Here is a 14,169-nt window from a genome sequence, read left to right as displayed (position 1 = left end):
AGGGAACCTGTCGCACCACACGACGTTCTTCTTCGCAAATGAGCGCGCCGTCGCCCCCGGCGCAGCGAGCGCCGAGGCGAAGGCGCTGCGCTGCGGTCGGAGGGATGCTCATGAAACTCACCATTTCGGTCATCAAGGCTGACATTGGCTCCGTTGGAGGCCACACCAAACCATCTGCGCGCATGATGACGGCTGTCGAAGGGGAGGTCGCGAAAGCGATCGACAACGGTCTCCTGATCGACGGTTTCGTGCGCCATACCGGCGACGATATTGCGATCATCATGACCCACACGCGGGACGAAGGGAGCTCCGAAGTCCACCAATTCGCCTGGAAGACGTTTCTCGCGGCCACTGCGGTTGCGAAGACCTCCGGGCTCTACGGCGCCGGCCAGGATCTTCTCGTCGACGCCCCTTCCGGAAACGTTCGCGGCGCGGGCCCGGCCGTCGCCGAACTCAGCTTCGACCACAGCCTCTCGGGCGCGAGACCCGCGGAGTCCTTCATGGTGTTCGCCGCAGACAAATGCGGCCCCGGCGCCTACAACCTGCCGCTCTATCTGGCTTTTGCCGATCCCATGTATTGCGCCGGGCTGATGCTGCCCCCGATGATCAAGGGCTTCCGTTTCCATATCATCGATATGGACAACACGGCCGGCGACAGCGTGATCGAACTCGATGCGCCCGCGGACGGCTACCACATTGCGGCGCTGCTTCGCGACAACGAGCGTTTCGGCATTGACCGCATCGTCTCAAAAACCTATGGCGAGGTCGCCGTCGCGGTTTCGGCGCAGCGCCTTCACTCCATTGCAGGCAAGTACACCGGCAAGGATGATCCGGTCGCGGTCGTCAGGAACCAGGGTATTTTCGCGGCGCCCGAAGAAATCATCTCGCCCTTCGCCAAGGCGCACTTCGTGGGCGGCGATGCGCGCGGCTCGCATGTGATGCCGCTCATGCCGGTGCCGCTCAACACCCCAGTGACGGGGATGTACTGCCTGCCGATCGTTTCCTGCGTCGGCTTCTCGATCGACCGGGACGGGAAGTTCTCGGAGTCCTACACCGATTTCTTTGACAACCTTGCGTGGGACGAGGTCCGCCAGCGCGCGCAGCGCAAGGCGATCGAGATGCGCAGCCAGGGCTGGTCCGGCGCTGCGATGCTGCCCTATTCAGAGCTGGAATATGGCGGCTTCCGCGACACGGTATCCGGATTGCTGAAGCGCTTCCGGCTGCGCGAGGAGCCCAAGCCACAAGCGGCGGAGTAGGGCCGCGCGTGCCCGGCTACACGGTTGCGGTATCGTGCTCGCGCGCGAACGCGCCGCCGGGGATCGCTGACAGCAGCGCCTGCGTATAGGGATGTTGGGGCTTGCCGAACACCTCGGCGGTCAGCCCTTGCTCGACCACGGCACCATCCTTCATCACGGCGACGAGATCGCAGATCTGCGCGGCAACGCGCAGATCGTGGGTGATGAAGATGATGGAGAGGCCGAGCTGCTGGCGCAGTCCGGCAAGCAGCTTCAGGACTTGCGCCTGCACCGAGACGTCGAGCGCCGAGACCGGCTCGTCGGCAACCAGCACGTCGGGCTTCAGAGCCAGCGCGCGGGCGAGACCGATGCGCTGGCGCTGACCGCCGGAGAATTCGTGCGGATAGCGATCGCCGGCGGACGGGTCGAGCCCGACCAGTTCGAACAGTTCTCGCGCTTCCGCAATAGCCGTGGCACGATCGGTGCCATGGACGATCGGTCCCTGCGCCACGAGCTCAGCCGCCTTGCGGCGCGGGTTGAGCGAGGCGAACGGATCCTGGAACACCATCTGGATGTGGCGCGTCTCGCGCCTGATCTCGTCGCGGCCGAGCTTCGCCCAATCCTTGCCGTCGAGCACGATCGATCCGTTGTCGGGATCGATCAGCCGCACGATGCAGCGCGCGAGCGTCGATTTGCCCGAACCGGACTCGCCGACGATGCCGAGCGTCGCGCCGCGCGGCAGGTGCAGCGAGACGTTCTTGACGGCTTCCGTGATCCGCGCGCCGCGGCCGAGGAAGCCGCCGGTGCGGTAGGTCTTGGAGACGCCGTCGATGGTCAGGATGTCCTTGCCGGACAGGATGCGCGGCGGCGGCGCCTTCAGCGGCGGAACGGCTGCGATCAGTTGTTTCGTGTAGGCATGCTGCGGATCGTTCAGCACCTTGTCGGCCGCGCCCTGCTCGACGATCGCGCCGTGCTGCATCACCACGACGCGGTCGGCGATCTCGGCGACCACGCCGAAATCATGCGTGATGAACAGCACCGCGGTCTTCTTGCGCTGCTGCAAATCGCGGATCAGCTTCAGGATCTGTGCCTGGGTCGTGACGTCGAGCGCGGTGGTCGGCTCGTCCGCGATCAAGAGCTTCGGGTCGAGCGCCAGCGCCATCGCGATCATGGCGCGCTGGCGCTGGCCGCCGGACAGCTCGTGCGGATAGGCTTTTGCGGCCGCCTTGGGGTCGGGGATGCGGACGTCCTCGAGCAGCGCCAGCACCCGCGCATTGATCTCGGACTTCGAGAGAGCGGTGTGGATCGCAAACATCTCGCCGATCTGGTCGCCGATGGTGCGCAGCGGATTGAGCGCGGTCATCGGTTCCTGGAAGATCATCGCGATGCCGGCGCCGCGCACATCGCGCATTTCGGCGCTGTCGGCGGCGCAGAGGTCGCGGCCGTCGAACATCATCCGGCCCCGTTCGATCGTCACCTCGTTCGGCAGCAGCCGCATGATGGCGTTCGCCATCATCGACTTGCCGGAGCCGGACTCGCCGACCACGCAGAGGATCTCGTTGGAGGCGATCGACAAGGAGACGTCGGACAGCGCATGCGGGCGGTCGGCGCCCTTGGGCAGGCGCACCGTCAGGGCGTCGAGGGAAAGGACGCTCTCGCTCATCGGCTCTTCAGCCTCGGATTGAGCGCATCGTTGAGGCCCTGGCCGACCAGCGACACCGCGAGCACGGTGACGAGGATCGCAATGCCGGGGATCGCCGAGACGTACCACTGCACCCGGAGCACGTCGCGGCCGAGCCCGATCAGGTTGCCCCAGGAGGCGACGTTGGGATCGGACAGCCTCAGGAAGGCGAGCGCGCTTTCCAGCAGGATCGCGACCGCCATCACCACGCTGGCGTAGACGATCACAGGCGGCAGCGCGTTGGGCAGGATTTCGCCAAGGATCAGCTGGACGTCCTTCATGCCAAGCGTCTTGCCGGCCTGGACGAATTCGCGGTTGCGCAGCGACAGGAACTCGGCGCGGGTCAGCCGCGCCGGCGCCGGCCACGACACCGCTCCAACTGCAATGGTCACCGTGGTCAGGGTCGAGCCGAACACCGCGACCAGCACCAGCAGCAGCACGAAGTTCGGCAGCGTCTGAAATGCCTCGGTGATCCGCATCAGCACATTGTCGACCCAGCCGCCGTAATAGCCGGCGAAGGCGCCGACCAGGATGCCGATCAGGATCGCGATCACGGTGGCGACGCCGCCGATCAGGAGCGAGATCCGCGCGCCGTAGAAGATCTGGGCGGCGATGTCGCGGCCGGAATTGTCGGTGCCGAGCAGGAAGCGCGGGTTGGAGAACGGCCAGATCAGCGGCCGGCCGGCAAGGGCGAGCGGATCGCGCGGATAGAGGAGACCCGCGCTGATCGCCATCGCGATCACAAGCAGCAGCAGGATCAGGCCGATCACCGCGGCCGGGCTACGGAAATAGCGTTTCACGGCGTCCATCGTCAGCCCTCCGCCGCGATGCGCGGATCGAGCCGCGCGTAGAGCAGATCGACGACGAAGTTCACGGATATGACAAGCAGCGCGGACACGAAAACGATGCCGAGCAAGGTGTTGAGGTCGCGCTGCACCACGGATTCATAGGCAAGGCGGCCGAGACCGGGCAGGGAGAACACGCTCTCCACCACGACCGAGCCGCCGAGCATGGTGCCGGCCTGCAATCCGATCAGCGTCACCATCGGCAGCAGCGCGTTGCGCAGCACATGGCGGGTGATGACATGGGTCTCGTCCAGCCCCTTGGCGCGGGCGGTGCGGACGAAATCGAGGTTCAGGACCTCCAGCATCGAGGCGCGCATGATGCGCAGATAGATCGCGAGGAAGATCAGCCCGAGCGTCAGCGTCGGCAGCACCAGATGGGCCGCGATATCGAGCACGCGCCAGATCCCGGTCTGGACGTTGCCGATATCCTCGAAGCCGCCCGGCGGCAGCCATTGCAGATAGACCGAGAACACCACGATCGCCATCAGCCCGAACCAGAACGAGGGCGTGGCGTAGAAGATCAGGCCGAGGGTGGAGATCATCGTGTCCGGCCAGCGGTTGACGCCGCGCGCGGCGATCACGCCGAACACGAGGCCAAAGAAGAACGCAAATGACAGCGACGCCGTCATCAGCAGGATGGTCGGCGGCAGCCGTTCCAGGATCACGGTCGCCACCGGCTTGCCGTAGATCGAGGAGAAGCCGAGGTCGAGCCGGACCAGGTGCCACAGATAGTTGCCGAGCTGCGCCGGAACCGAGAGGTTCAGCCCGTAGAATTTGCGCAGCGCCTCGGCGGTCGCGGCGTCGCCGCCGCCCATCTGCGCCATCAGCGCATCGACGGTGTCGCCCGGCGCGAGCTGCAGCAGCAGGAACACGCCGATCAGGATCAGGAACAGGGTCGGGATCGAGGCGGCGAGCCGCCGCCCCGCAAGGCTCAGGATACGCATCGGTTATCTATAGCGTTTTCGAACGAAGTGGACACCGGCCTCTCGGTCACCTCGCCCCGCTTGGGGGGAGAGGTCGGATCGCATCGCAAGATGCGATCCGGGTGAGGGGGTACAGGTCTATCGATGGAGCACTATTGCGGAGAGAGCCCCTCACCCCAACCCTCTAAGAGCGAGCCTCGCTCGTCTCGACGCCGTGAAGAACGGGGAGAGGAGCAGTGGCCTCATGCACTCAGCCAAAGATCGTGCCAGCTCGTCGAGCCCCAGCGCGGCGTGTTGGAGTGGTTGCGCGCCTTGGCCGTGATCACGGTGACGAAGATCTGCTCGATCGGCATCCAGACCGGCAGCTCGGTGTTCACCTCCTTGACGAAGTCGGCATAGAGCGCCTTGCGCTTGGCCGGATCGACTTCGGTGGCGGCATCGTCGATGGTCTTGTCGACGGTCTTGTCCTCCCAGCCCCACTGGTTGGTCCATGGTGCGCCCTTGGGCTGGCCGGAGCGGTACCACACCGTGGTCGAGACGGCGGGGTCGTTGCGATACTGGTGCCAGCCGGTCGCGAGATCGAAGGCGTGCTCGTCGTAGACCTGCTTGAGGAAGCCGCCGCCGTCGTTGCGCACGATGTCGACCTGGATGCCGACTTCTCCCAGCGACTGCTGGATGAAGGTCGACCACAGCGAGATGTCCTCACCCCACGGTGCCGGCAGCAATTTCAGCGAGAAGCGATTGCCGCCGGAGGCCTTGAAGCCGGCCTCGTCGAGCAGCGCGATCGCCTTGGCCTTGTCATAGGGATATTGCGGCGTGTTCGGCCCGGGATAGAAGTCGGTCGAGGTCGAGGGGATCGGGCCGGTGCCGAGCTTGGCGAAATCGCCCAAAAAATTCTCGATGAAGAACGGCACGTTGATCGCGTGCGCGATGGCGCGGCGGACCCGGATGTCGGACAGCTCCTTGCGGCGGAAGTTGAACTCGATGGTGTTGGTGCGGGCGTTGCCCTCATTGCCCTTGGTCTGGACGATGAAGCGCTTGTCCTTGCCGAGCCGCGCCATGTCCGAGATCGTCAGGCCCGAGAACGGGCTGTAGTGCAGCTCGCCGGCCTCCATCTGGGCGGCCGCGGCGGCGCGGTCGGTGATCACCTTCCAGACGATGCGGTCGAGATAGGGCGCGTTCGGCCGCCAGTAATCCGGGTTGCGGTCGGCGATGATGTATTGCCCGCGCTCATATTTGACGAATTTGAACGGGCCGGTGCCGACCGGCGCCAGATTGGTCGGGTTCTGCCTGATGTCGCCGCTCTCATAGAGATGCTTGGCGGAGACATAGCCGAGGTCGGGCAGGGCCCGCAGCAACAGGTTCAGCGGCATCGGCCGCTCGTAGCGGAAGATCGCGGTCTGCGGATCGGGCGTATCGACCGATGTGAGGAACAGCTGCAGCGTCGATCCGTAGTTGAGGATCTTCTTCCACATGTTCATCGCAGTGAAGGCGACGTCCTCCGAGGTGAACGGCTTGCCGTCGTGCCAGGTGATGCCCTTGCGCAGCTTGAAGGTGACGGTCTTGCCGTCCGGCGTCGCCTCCCAGCTCTCGGCGAGCACGCCGACCGGCTGGCCGTTGGCGTCGAGGTCGACCAGGTTCTCCTGGATCTTGCCGCCGATGATGTAGACGCCGGTCGAGGCCTGGATGCTGGGGTTGAGCTGGCGCTGCTCGGCGCCGTAATGGACGTTGAACACGCCGCCCTTGCGCGGGGTTTCCTGCGCGAAGGCCCGCATCGGATTGACGACATTTGCCGCAATCGCGGCCGAGGTCAGAAGGGCCGTGCGGCGGTTGATCTCGAGGCGGCTCAAATCCATACGCGGTCTCCAGCACATACATAAAGGCTTGCATCCGGCGGCCAGCCGATCGGTCGTGGCCACGCTTCGCCGATGTTACCTTGGATTGGGAACCCGAGTCATTTTCTAATGCCTCGGTCTTTTGGAGGATCGTTTCCAAAACCTGAAGTGGCCTGTCGCAGCGCTTCGCAACCCGGATTGCGCGCAGCATTGTCGCACTTGGGGCCACGCGGGATGGGTCGAGTGATTCTCTCGAGGGGGCGTTTTCGGGAGCGCCGAAGCCGCGCAAACCCTGTAAATTTAGGGGTCGGAAGCGACTTGACTGGAAAAAACACTGGAAAAACCCCTGATTCGGGGGCTGTCCACAGCGATATTGCTGTGGGGAGTGCAGAAAACACTGTTTTTCTCGGCGTTTTCCGCCATATCGTGCCCACTCCAGAATCAATGGAGCAACCATGGCTACCCAACTGTCGAAGTCGCAAGTGATCGAGAAGATCGCGACTACCACCGAACTCTCCAAGCGCGACGTCAAGAACGTTTTGGACTCGCTCGTCGATGTCGGCCACAAGGAGCTGAAGAAGAACGGGGTGTTCCTCGTCCCCGGCTTCGCGAAGTTCGTTGTGGTCAAGAAGCCTGCGACCAAGGCGCGCAAGGGCACCAATCCCTTCACCGGCGAAGAGATGATGTTCAAGGCCAAGCCGGCCCGGAAGATCGTCCGCGCACGGCCGGTCAAGGCCGCCAAGGACGCGGTTTAAGATGAGAGGCCTCCGGTGACGGAGGCCTTTTGCTTTTGAGCCGTCGCTTCCTGCCGTTGGTTGCCCGCTAGAGCGTTTTCGAGCGAAGTGGACACCGGTTCGCGTGAAGAAAACGCGCCAAAGCAGAATCTGGAGCTCCGGTCCGGGTTGAACCGGGACCGGGGCTCTGGAGCGTTTTCGAGCGAAGTGGATACCGGTTCGCGTCAAGAAAACGCGTCAAAACTAGAATCTAGAGCCCCGTTCCGATTCTATCGGAACGGAAATGGCTCTAGACCACCGGCGACCGGCCACCATCGACATTGATGGCGGTGCCGGTGATGTAGGAGCCTTGCTCCGATGCCAGGAAGCAGGCGAGGTTGGCGAACTCCTCCGCCGTGCCGATGCGGCCGAGCGGCGTGCCCTTGGCAAGGCCCTTGGCGAATTCCCCGAAATCCGTGCTCGGCGCCTGGGCAGCATGCCGCTTGACCCATTGATCGCTCATGATCAGGCCGACCAAGAGCGCATTCACCAGGATGTTGTGCTCGCCGCCTTCATTGGCCATGACCTTGGTCAGCGCCATGCCGGCGGCGCGCGATACCGAAGTCGGCGCGGAATTGCCGGCCGGCGCTTTGGCAAAGGTGTTGAGCACGTTGATGATGCGGCCCCATTTGCGCTGCTTCATGCCCGGCCATACCAGCCGGCTGAAGCGGATCGCGGCGAACAATTTCAGGTCGAGGTCCTCCTGCCAGGCCTCGTCGCTGATGCTCTCGAACGCCAGCGTGCGTGCGGTGCCGGCGTTGTTGACGAGAACGTCGATCTTGCCGAGATCGGCAACGATCTGGTCGTGGGCCTTGGTGATGTCGGCGGCCTTCGCGACGTCGCAGACGTAATCACGCACCACGAGGCCGTCCCTGGCGAGCGCTTCGCGCGCCGCTGTGAGATCGGCGGCGCCGCGGGCGAGGATCGCGACCTTGGCGCCGGATTCGGCAAACCGCCGCGCCACCGCGATCCCGATGCCCTTGCTGCCGCCGGTAACCACCGCGACGCGGTCCTTCATTGATAGGTTCATTGTTGTTCTCCCTGGGGCTGGCCCGGAGAGGACGCTATCAAACCGACAGTGCGACCAACAAGGTCATGTAGAGCAGGTGTGCTGTGACAATCAGTGCGAGATGGAGCGGGCCGGACATCGGAGGTCTCCATTGTGGTGCGTTGTGAGGTGAGCACCGCCGCTCGTCTCCCTCCCCTGAAAGGGGGAGGGCGGAGTGGGGGTGCTCTCCACGGACGCCGGTGCCTGTGGAGGCAGGATCCCCATCCGGTTTGCTGCGCAAACCCACCTCCCCTTTTCAAGGGGAGGTAAGGAAAGAGCGGGCGCCAATTCATGTACGCGCTAGTTCAAGCTCGCGCCGGCCGTAAAGCTCCGGTCAACGGCCTTGCTGACATCCAGCGTCTTGCCGAGGATGCCGTAGCGGGTGGCGCGATCGGAGGCGGCCTGCACCTCCTTCACCACAGCCTCGTCGATCGCGATCGGGCTCGTCTTCTGCGCGGTGTAGGCGGCGAGCAGCACGTCCTCCGGCAGCTTGGTCAGCTCGGCCGTGTTCCTGGCGTACTCGGCGAGATGGTCGAGCGACCACAGCCGCGCCTTGTTGAGCCGCTGCACCAGGTCCTGCACCGCGGCGCGCTTGGTCGCGATGGCGTTGTCGGAAGCGACGATGAAGGTGATGGTCGGCGTCAGCCCTTCGCCATCGGCGACGATGCGCGCCTTGTCCTTCAGCGTGGCGTAGGAAATGTAAGGCTCCCACACCGCCCAGGCGTCGATCGAGCCGGCGAGCAGCGCGATCTTGGCGTCGACCGGGCCGAGCGGGGCGAAGGTCGCGTCCTCGATCCTGCTGCCGACCTTCTCCAGCGTCGCATTGATCAGGAATTGGCCCCAGCCGCCCCGCGTGCCGGCAAGGCGCTTGCCCTTCAAATCGGCCGCCGTCTTGATCGGCGAATCCCCGCGCACCAGGATCGCCTGCGTCCGCGCATCGGAGCGCGTGCCGCCGATCGCCTTGATCGGCGCGCCCGACGCATAAACGGTGAGGAAGGACAGATCGCCGGTGTAGCCGACGTCGAGCGCGCCGGCGTTGATCGCCTCCAGGATCGGGGCCGCAGCGGGGAATTCCGACCACTCGATCTTGTAGGGCAGATCCTTGGCGAGGCCGGAAATCTCCAGCAGCGAGCGGTTGCCGCCCTTCTGGTCGCCGACGCGCAGCACGATCGCGTCAGCGGCGAGTGCCGCAGCCGACGTCGACAGCGTGATCACGGCTGTGATCAGCGCGGCCGCCGTGCGGCGGGTGAGAGAATAGGCAGGGTCCGAGCGGGTCAGTTTGCGCATTTGAATTTTCTTCCTGATTCATTCGCTGCGCGGCGGAACGCGCGGCAGCGTTCGATCAAGTCTATGAGCAAGCCGCTCGCCGTCAACGAAACGGAAATCTGAATTCGCCGGCTGCGCGGCAAGGATGATCTCGTCAAGCATGCCGCGCGTAGAAGACATCGTACATGCGACCGCAAAACGCCTGGATTTGATGCAGTCGCGGTGATCGCGTCGCATCTCCGAGTGGGATGATCGCGAAAATCCTTTCATCGCCGCGCGATGCGATCGTGGAGAGTTCGGCTGTGGCGCCGACAACATTCGAAATTCCATTTCATTGACGATGAAGTTGTCGCGCCGCATCATTTGCAGGTTGCTTTGAGTGCAATAGCGCCGGAGAAATCCGTTTTTTCTAAAAGCATGAGCTTCGGACGACGGGCGTTGCGGACACGCTTTGCGCGCGGGGCGGAGCCTTGCCGAAATGCAGGAGTGATGATGTCGAGAGATAACAAGAAGACGGTGATGGATCGCCGCACATTGCTGCGCGCCGGTGCCGCCGCGGCCCTTGCCGCGCCGATCGGGGCGTACAGCGCGCAGGCGTTCGCGCCGCGTCCGATCGCGCCGGCGATCGACTTCTCCGAATTCCCGATCTGCAAGACCGCGTCCGATGCGCCGGCTTTGACCGGCGCACCGCGCAAGCTGAAGCTGTCCTGGAACGCCGGCGCGGTCTGCCTTGCGCCGCTGCCGGTCGCGATCGACCATGGCTTCTTCCAGAAGCAGAACCTCGACGTCGAGCTGGTCAACTATTCGGGCTCGACCGACCAGCTGCTGGAGGCGATCGCCACCGGCAAGAGCGACGCCGGGCTCGGCATGGCGCTGCGCTGGCTGAAGCCGCTGGAGCAGGGCTTTGACGTCAAGATCGCCGCCGGCACCCATGGCGGCTGTATGCGCGTCCTGACCCGCACCAATTCCGGGGTCGACAAGCTCGCCGATCTCAAGGGCAAGATCGTCGCGGTCGGCGATCTTGCCGGTCCCGACAAGAATTTCTTCTCGATCCAGCTCGCCAAGCTCGGCATCGACCCGATCAAGGACGTCGACTGGCGTGCCTATCCCGGCAATCTGCTGAACGTCGCGGTCGAGAAGGGCGAGGTGCAGGCCTTCCTGTCGTCGGACCCGCTGGCCTATCTCTGGCTGAAGGATGCGCAATACAAGGAGGTCGCCTCCAACCTCGACGGCGAATATCGCGACAAGAGCTGCTGCATCGTCGGCCTGCGCGGCAGTTTGGTACGGGAAGAGCCGCAAGTCGCGCGCGCCATTACGCAAGCGCTGCTCGACGCTGCGATGTTCACCTCGCAGAACCCGGACAAGGCGGCAAAATCGTTCCAGCCCTATGCGCCGAAGGCGGCGAGCCTTGCCGATCTCGAGGCGATGGCGCGCTACCACACCCATCACCATCATCCGACCGGCGAGGTGCTCAAGCGCGAGCTGAAGGGCTACGCCGACGACCTCAAGACGGTGCAGGTGTTCAAGCAGAGCACCGACACGGCCAAATTCGCGGAGCGGATCTATGTCGACGTATTCAGTGTCTGACACGACGGCCGCGGCCGCGCCGCGCGCGGCGGTCACGTTCTCGAACCTCTCCGGCAGTTGCGGTGTCGGCCTTGCAGCGAGCCTCGTCTGGCTCGCCTTTGGCCTCTCATGCCTTTATTGGCCCGATGTCGGCGACTGGTCGCGGACCGGATCGCTCGGCATCGGCGCGATCGTCATCGCCGCCTTCATCCTGTTCGGCACATTCAGCGCGGATTATCTCGGCGGCGCCGGTCAGGCGTTGCGCAAACGCGCGCCGTGGCTGGTGGCGTTCGGCGCCTTCGTGACGTTGTGGGAGGTTGCCACCGCGAAATTCGCCTGGCTGCCGCTGCCGTTCTTCCCGCCGCCGCAGTCGCTCCTCGAAGTCTACACCGACGATCTGCCAAAACTGCTCGACAGCGTGTTCGCCTCGATCAAGCTGCAGCTCGGCGGCTACATCGTCGGCGCAACCGTCGGCTTTATCACCGGTGTCTCGATCGGCTGGTCGCAGAGGATCGGCTATTGGGTGCACCCGGTGCTGCGCTTCATCGGCCCGCTGCCGGCCACCGCCTGGCTGCCGATCGCCTTCTTCACCTTCCCGTCGAGCTGGAGCGCCTCGACCTTCCTGATCGCGCTCGCCACCGGCTTCCCGGTGACGGTGCTGACCTGGTCGGGGGTGGCGAGCGTCAGCAGCGCCTATTACGACGTCGCGCGCACGCTCGGCGCGAAGCCATCGTTCCTGGTGCTGAAGGTCGCGATCCCCGCCGCGCTGCCGCATGTGTTCGTCGGCCTGTTCATGGGGCTCGGCTCGTCCTTTGCGGTGCTCGTCGTCGCCGAGATGATCGGCGTCAAGGCCGGGCTCGGCTGGTACCTGCAATGGGCGCAAGGCTGGGCGGCCTATGCCAACATGTATGCGGCGCTGATCGTGATGTCGCTGCTCTGCTCCGGCGCGATCACGCTGTTGTTCCGCACCCGTGACCGCCTGCTGGTCTGGCAGAAGGGCGTCGTCAAATGGTAGTGCAGTCCGCAACTGAGGCGATCGCCTATCCTGCGGTCGGCGCCGAGCTGGATGTCGAAGGCGTCAGCCACGCCTTCGATATCGACGGCGCCACGCTGCCGGTGCTTGACAATGTCGATCTCGCGATCGCGCCGGGCGAGTTCGTGGCGCTGCTCGGCCCGTCCGGCTGCGGCAAGTCGACTCTGCTGCGGCTGGTCGCGGGGCTGGAAAAGCCGCGCGCGGGCACGCTGCGCGAGGATGAAGTGCGGATCGCCGGCCCGCATCCGTCGCGCGTTGTCGTGTTCCAGGATCCGACGCTGTTTCCGTGGCGCACGGTGTGGGACAATGTCGCGCTTGGCCTCGAAGCGCAGGGCATCCTGAAGGCGCAGCGCCACCGCGTCGATGACGTCATCGAGCTGGTCGGCCTGTCCTCGTTCCGCAATGCCTATCCGCATCAGCTCTCCGGCGGCATGGCGCAGCGCGTGGCGCTGGCGCGCGCGCTGGTCAACGATCCCAAGATCCTGGTGCTCGACGAGCCGCTCGGCAAGCTCGATTCGCTGACGCGGATCGCCATGCAGTCCGAGCTCGTGGCGCTGTGGCAGCGCAAGGGCTTTACCACGCTGCTCGTTACCCACGACGTGGAGGAGGCGCTGGTGCTGGCCAACCGCGTCATCGTGCTCTCCGATCGGCCGGCGCGGATCAAGGCCGACATCGCCGTGGCCCGGCCGTATCCGCGGCATCGCGGCGATCCTTATCTCGCCGAGCTGCGCAAGCAGATCCTCGGCCTGCTCGGACTGGAGGCAACATGGTGACATCTGCGGCGAAGGAGCTGCCGCCGGCAAATGCGCCGGAGCACATCGCGCGCGCGGTGCGGCTCGCCGAGGTGTTTGCGGCGCGTGCGCCGGCGCATGATCGCGACGCCAGCTTTCCGTTCGAGAATTTCGCCGATCTGTCGCGCGAAGGCCTGCTGGCGTTGACCGTGCCGGCGGCGCTCGGCGGCGGCGGCGCGGGCGCCCGCGACGCCACGCGCGTGCTCGGCTTCATCGGCAAGGCCGATCCGTCGACCGCGCTGGTGCTGTCGATGCATTACATCCAGCATCTGGTGATGGCGCGCAGCACGCGCTGGCCGGCACGTCTGTCGCGCAAGCTCGCCAAGGAGACGGTCGAGGGCGTGGCGCTGATCAACGCGCTGCGCGTCGAGCCCGAACTCGGCTCGCCCGCGCGCGGCGGCCTGCCGGCGACCACGACGCGCCGCACCGAGACCGGCTGGCGGCTGACCGGCCGCAAGATCTACTCGACCGGCGCGCCGATCCTGAAATGGTATTCGGTCTGGGCGAAGACCGACGAGCCGGAGACCCGTGTCGGCTTGTTTCTGGTTCCGGCCGGGTTGCCGGGAACGCGGATCGAGGAGAGCTGGGATCATCTCGGCCTGCGCGCCAGCGGCAGCCATACCGTGATCTTCGACGACGTGGTGTTTCCGCTGGATTACGAGATCGACGTGCGCAGGCCCGACGACTGGAAGGTTCCCGACGTCACCCAGGCGACCGTGCATGCAATATTTGTGGCCGCGATCTATGACGGCATCGCCCGTGCTGCCCGCGACTGGCTGGTCACATTCCTGAAGGAGCGGGTGCCCGCCAATCTCGGCGCGCCGCTCGCGACCTTGCCGCGGATGCAGGAGGTCGTCGGCGCGATCGAGGCACGGCTCGCGGTCAATTCCCGCCTGATCGACAGCTTCGCCACCGATTTCGATAACGGCTTCCAGCTGTCCGCGATCGAGTCTAACATCATCAAGCTGACGGTGACCAATAACGCCGCGGCAGTGGTGGAGGATGCCTTGTCGCTGACCAGCAATCACGGCCTGTCGCGCACCAATCCGCTGGAGCGGCATTATCGCGACGTGCTGTGCGGCCGCGTCCATACCCCGCAAGACGATGCCACCCGTGTCTCCGCCGGACGCTCTGCGCTGGGCGTCTGAAAACAATAGCCAACAACAACGGAGT

Annotated in this window: 13 protein-coding genes; 6 read left to right on the top strand and 7 right to left on the bottom strand. The window is 65.0% G+C overall.

Annotated features, from left to right (window positions below; genetic code table 11):
- Positions 1–38 precede the first annotated feature (38 nt).
- A complete protein-coding gene (locus E2I15_RS10895) occupies positions 39–1,256 on the top strand; it encodes a fructose-1,6-bisphosphatase (RefSeq protein WP_276486392.1) in 1,218 nt (405 codons plus the stop codon).
- 16 nt (positions 1,257–1,272) lie between these two features.
- Here the strand turns inward: E2I15_RS10895 and E2I15_RS10890 are convergent, their stop codons facing one another.
- The 4 genes from E2I15_RS10890 to E2I15_RS10875 form a co-directional block, all read right to left on the bottom strand.
- Positions 1,273–2,898 carry an ABC transporter ATP-binding protein gene (locus tag E2I15_RS10890; protein WP_137477174.1) on the bottom strand — a complete coding sequence of 542 codons (1,626 nt, stop codon included), beginning with the start codon at positions 2,896–2,898 and terminating at the stop codon, positions 1,273–1,275.
- Positions 2,895–3,725 carry an ABC transporter permease gene (locus tag E2I15_RS10885; protein ID WP_137477173.1) on the bottom strand — a complete coding sequence of 277 codons (831 nt, stop codon included), beginning with the start codon at positions 3,723–3,725 and terminating at the stop codon, positions 2,895–2,897. The genes E2I15_RS10890 and E2I15_RS10885 overlap by 4 nt, the downstream gene beginning before the upstream one ends.
- Positions 3,726–3,727: 2 nt before the next feature.
- Positions 3,728–4,705 carry an ABC transporter permease gene (locus E2I15_RS10880; protein WP_038383993.1) on the bottom strand — a complete coding sequence of 326 codons (978 nt, stop codon included), beginning with the start codon at positions 4,703–4,705 and terminating at the stop codon, positions 3,728–3,730.
- Between the two features lie 221 nt (positions 4,706–4,926).
- The gene (locus E2I15_RS10875; RefSeq protein WP_137477172.1) at positions 4,927–6,540 is read right to left on the bottom strand and encodes an ABC transporter substrate-binding protein; all 1,614 of its coding nucleotides are present in this window, start codon (positions 6,538–6,540) and stop codon (positions 4,927–4,929) included.
- Positions 6,541–6,974: 434 nt separating this feature from the next.
- On the opposite strand from E2I15_RS10875, the gene E2I15_RS10870 reads away from it, so the two are divergent.
- Positions 6,975–7,274, top strand: coding sequence for an HU family DNA-binding protein (locus E2I15_RS10870; RefSeq protein WP_016843119.1), 300 nt, complete (start codon positions 6,975–6,977; stop codon positions 7,272–7,274).
- Positions 7,275–7,542: 268 nt separating this feature from the next.
- Here the strand turns inward: E2I15_RS10870 and E2I15_RS10860 are convergent, their stop codons facing one another.
- The 3 genes from E2I15_RS10860 to E2I15_RS10850 all read right to left on the bottom strand — a co-directional run bounded on the left by E2I15_RS10860 (position 7,543) and on the right by E2I15_RS10850 (position 9,969).
- Entirely contained in the window at positions 7,543–8,322 is a 780-nt protein-coding gene (locus tag E2I15_RS10860; protein ID WP_137477171.1) for an SDR family oxidoreductase, read from the bottom strand.
- Positions 8,323–8,640: 318 nt separating this feature from the next.
- Positions 8,641–9,627 carry an ABC transporter substrate-binding protein gene (locus E2I15_RS10855; RefSeq protein ID WP_137477170.1) on the bottom strand — a complete coding sequence of 329 codons (987 nt, stop codon included), beginning with the start codon at positions 9,625–9,627 and terminating at the stop codon, positions 8,641–8,643.
- Positions 9,628–9,645: 18 nt separating this feature from the next.
- On the bottom strand, positions 9,646–9,969 hold the full coding sequence (locus E2I15_RS10850; RefSeq protein WP_137477169.1) for a hypothetical protein: 324 nt from the start codon (positions 9,967–9,969) through the stop codon (positions 9,646–9,648).
- A gap of 129 nt (positions 9,970–10,098) precedes the next feature.
- Between E2I15_RS10850 and E2I15_RS10845 the strand changes: the two genes are divergently transcribed.
- From E2I15_RS10845 to E2I15_RS10830, 4 genes are read left to right on the top strand one after another with little or no spacing between them, the layout of a single operon-like run.
- Complete coding sequence (locus E2I15_RS10845) at positions 10,099–11,193, top strand: ABC transporter substrate-binding protein (protein ID WP_137477168.1); 1,095 nt, start codon at positions 10,099–10,101, stop codon at positions 11,191–11,193.
- Positions 11,171–12,187 (top strand): ABC transporter permease, encoded by a 1,017-nt coding sequence (locus E2I15_RS10840; protein ID WP_137477167.1) that lies wholly within the window; start codon positions 11,171–11,173, stop codon positions 12,185–12,187. Before E2I15_RS10845 ends, E2I15_RS10840 begins: the two co-directional genes overlap by 23 nt.
- The gene (locus tag E2I15_RS10835) at positions 12,181–12,978 is read left to right on the top strand and encodes an ABC transporter ATP-binding protein (protein ID WP_137477166.1); all 798 of its coding nucleotides are present in this window, start codon (positions 12,181–12,183) and stop codon (positions 12,976–12,978) included. Before E2I15_RS10840 ends, E2I15_RS10835 begins: the two co-directional genes overlap by 7 nt.
- Complete coding sequence (locus E2I15_RS10830) at positions 12,972–14,144, top strand: acyl-CoA dehydrogenase family protein (protein WP_137477165.1); 1,173 nt, start codon at positions 12,972–12,974, stop codon at positions 14,142–14,144. Before E2I15_RS10835 ends, E2I15_RS10830 begins: the two co-directional genes overlap by 7 nt.
- The last annotated feature ends 25 nt before the right edge of the window (positions 14,145–14,169 follow it).

It is taken from the genome of Bradyrhizobium sp. BR2003 (assembly GCF_009720285.1).
Classification (GTDB): Bacteria; Pseudomonadota; Alphaproteobacteria; order Rhizobiales; family Xanthobacteraceae; genus Bradyrhizobium; species Bradyrhizobium elkanii.
The sequence above is the reverse complement of the archived record's forward strand: the minus strand, read 5'-3'. Positions and strand labels throughout refer to the sequence as shown.

What these genes read in the sequence shown, in the direction of transcription:
- E2I15_RS10895 (WP_276486392.1), top strand. Translation starts at nt 39, where the DNA reads ATGAGCGCGCCGTCGCCCCCGGCGCAGCGAGCGCCGAGGCGAAGGCGC.
- E2I15_RS10890 (WP_137477174.1), bottom strand. Translation starts at nt 2,898, where the DNA reads ATGAGCGAGAGCGTCCTTTCCCTCGACGCCCTGACGGTGCGCCTGCCC.
- E2I15_RS10885 (WP_137477173.1), bottom strand. Translation starts at nt 3,725, where the DNA reads ATGGACGCCGTGAAACGCTATTTCCGTAGCCCGGCCGCGGTGATCGGC.
- E2I15_RS10880 (WP_038383993.1), bottom strand. Translation starts at nt 4,705, where the DNA reads ATGCGTATCCTGAGCCTTGCGGGGCGGCGGCTCGCCGCCTCGATCCCG.
- E2I15_RS10875 (WP_137477172.1), bottom strand. Translation starts at nt 6,540, where the DNA reads ATGGATTTGAGCCGCCTCGAGATCAACCGCCGCACGGCCCTTCTGACC.
- E2I15_RS10870 (WP_016843119.1), top strand. Translation starts at nt 6,975, where the DNA reads ATGGCTACCCAACTGTCGAAGTCGCAAGTGATCGAGAAGATCGCGACT.
- E2I15_RS10860 (WP_137477171.1), bottom strand. Translation starts at nt 8,322, where the DNA reads ATGAACCTATCAATGAAGGACCGCGTCGCGGTGGTTACCGGCGGCAGC.
- E2I15_RS10855 (WP_137477170.1), bottom strand. Translation starts at nt 9,627, where the DNA reads ATGCGCAAACTGACCCGCTCGGACCCTGCCTATTCTCTCACCCGCCGC.
- E2I15_RS10850 (WP_137477169.1), bottom strand. Translation starts at nt 9,969, where the DNA reads ATGATGCGGCGCGACAACTTCATCGTCAATGAAATGGAATTTCGAATG.
- E2I15_RS10845 (WP_137477168.1), top strand. Translation starts at nt 10,099, where the DNA reads ATGTCGAGAGATAACAAGAAGACGGTGATGGATCGCCGCACATTGCTG.
- E2I15_RS10840 (WP_137477167.1), top strand. Translation starts at nt 11,171, where the DNA reads ATGTCGACGTATTCAGTGTCTGACACGACGGCCGCGGCCGCGCCGCGC.
- E2I15_RS10835 (WP_137477166.1), top strand. Translation starts at nt 12,181, where the DNA reads ATGGTAGTGCAGTCCGCAACTGAGGCGATCGCCTATCCTGCGGTCGGC.
- E2I15_RS10830 (WP_137477165.1), top strand. Translation starts at nt 12,972, where the DNA reads ATGGTGACATCTGCGGCGAAGGAGCTGCCGCCGGCAAATGCGCCGGAG.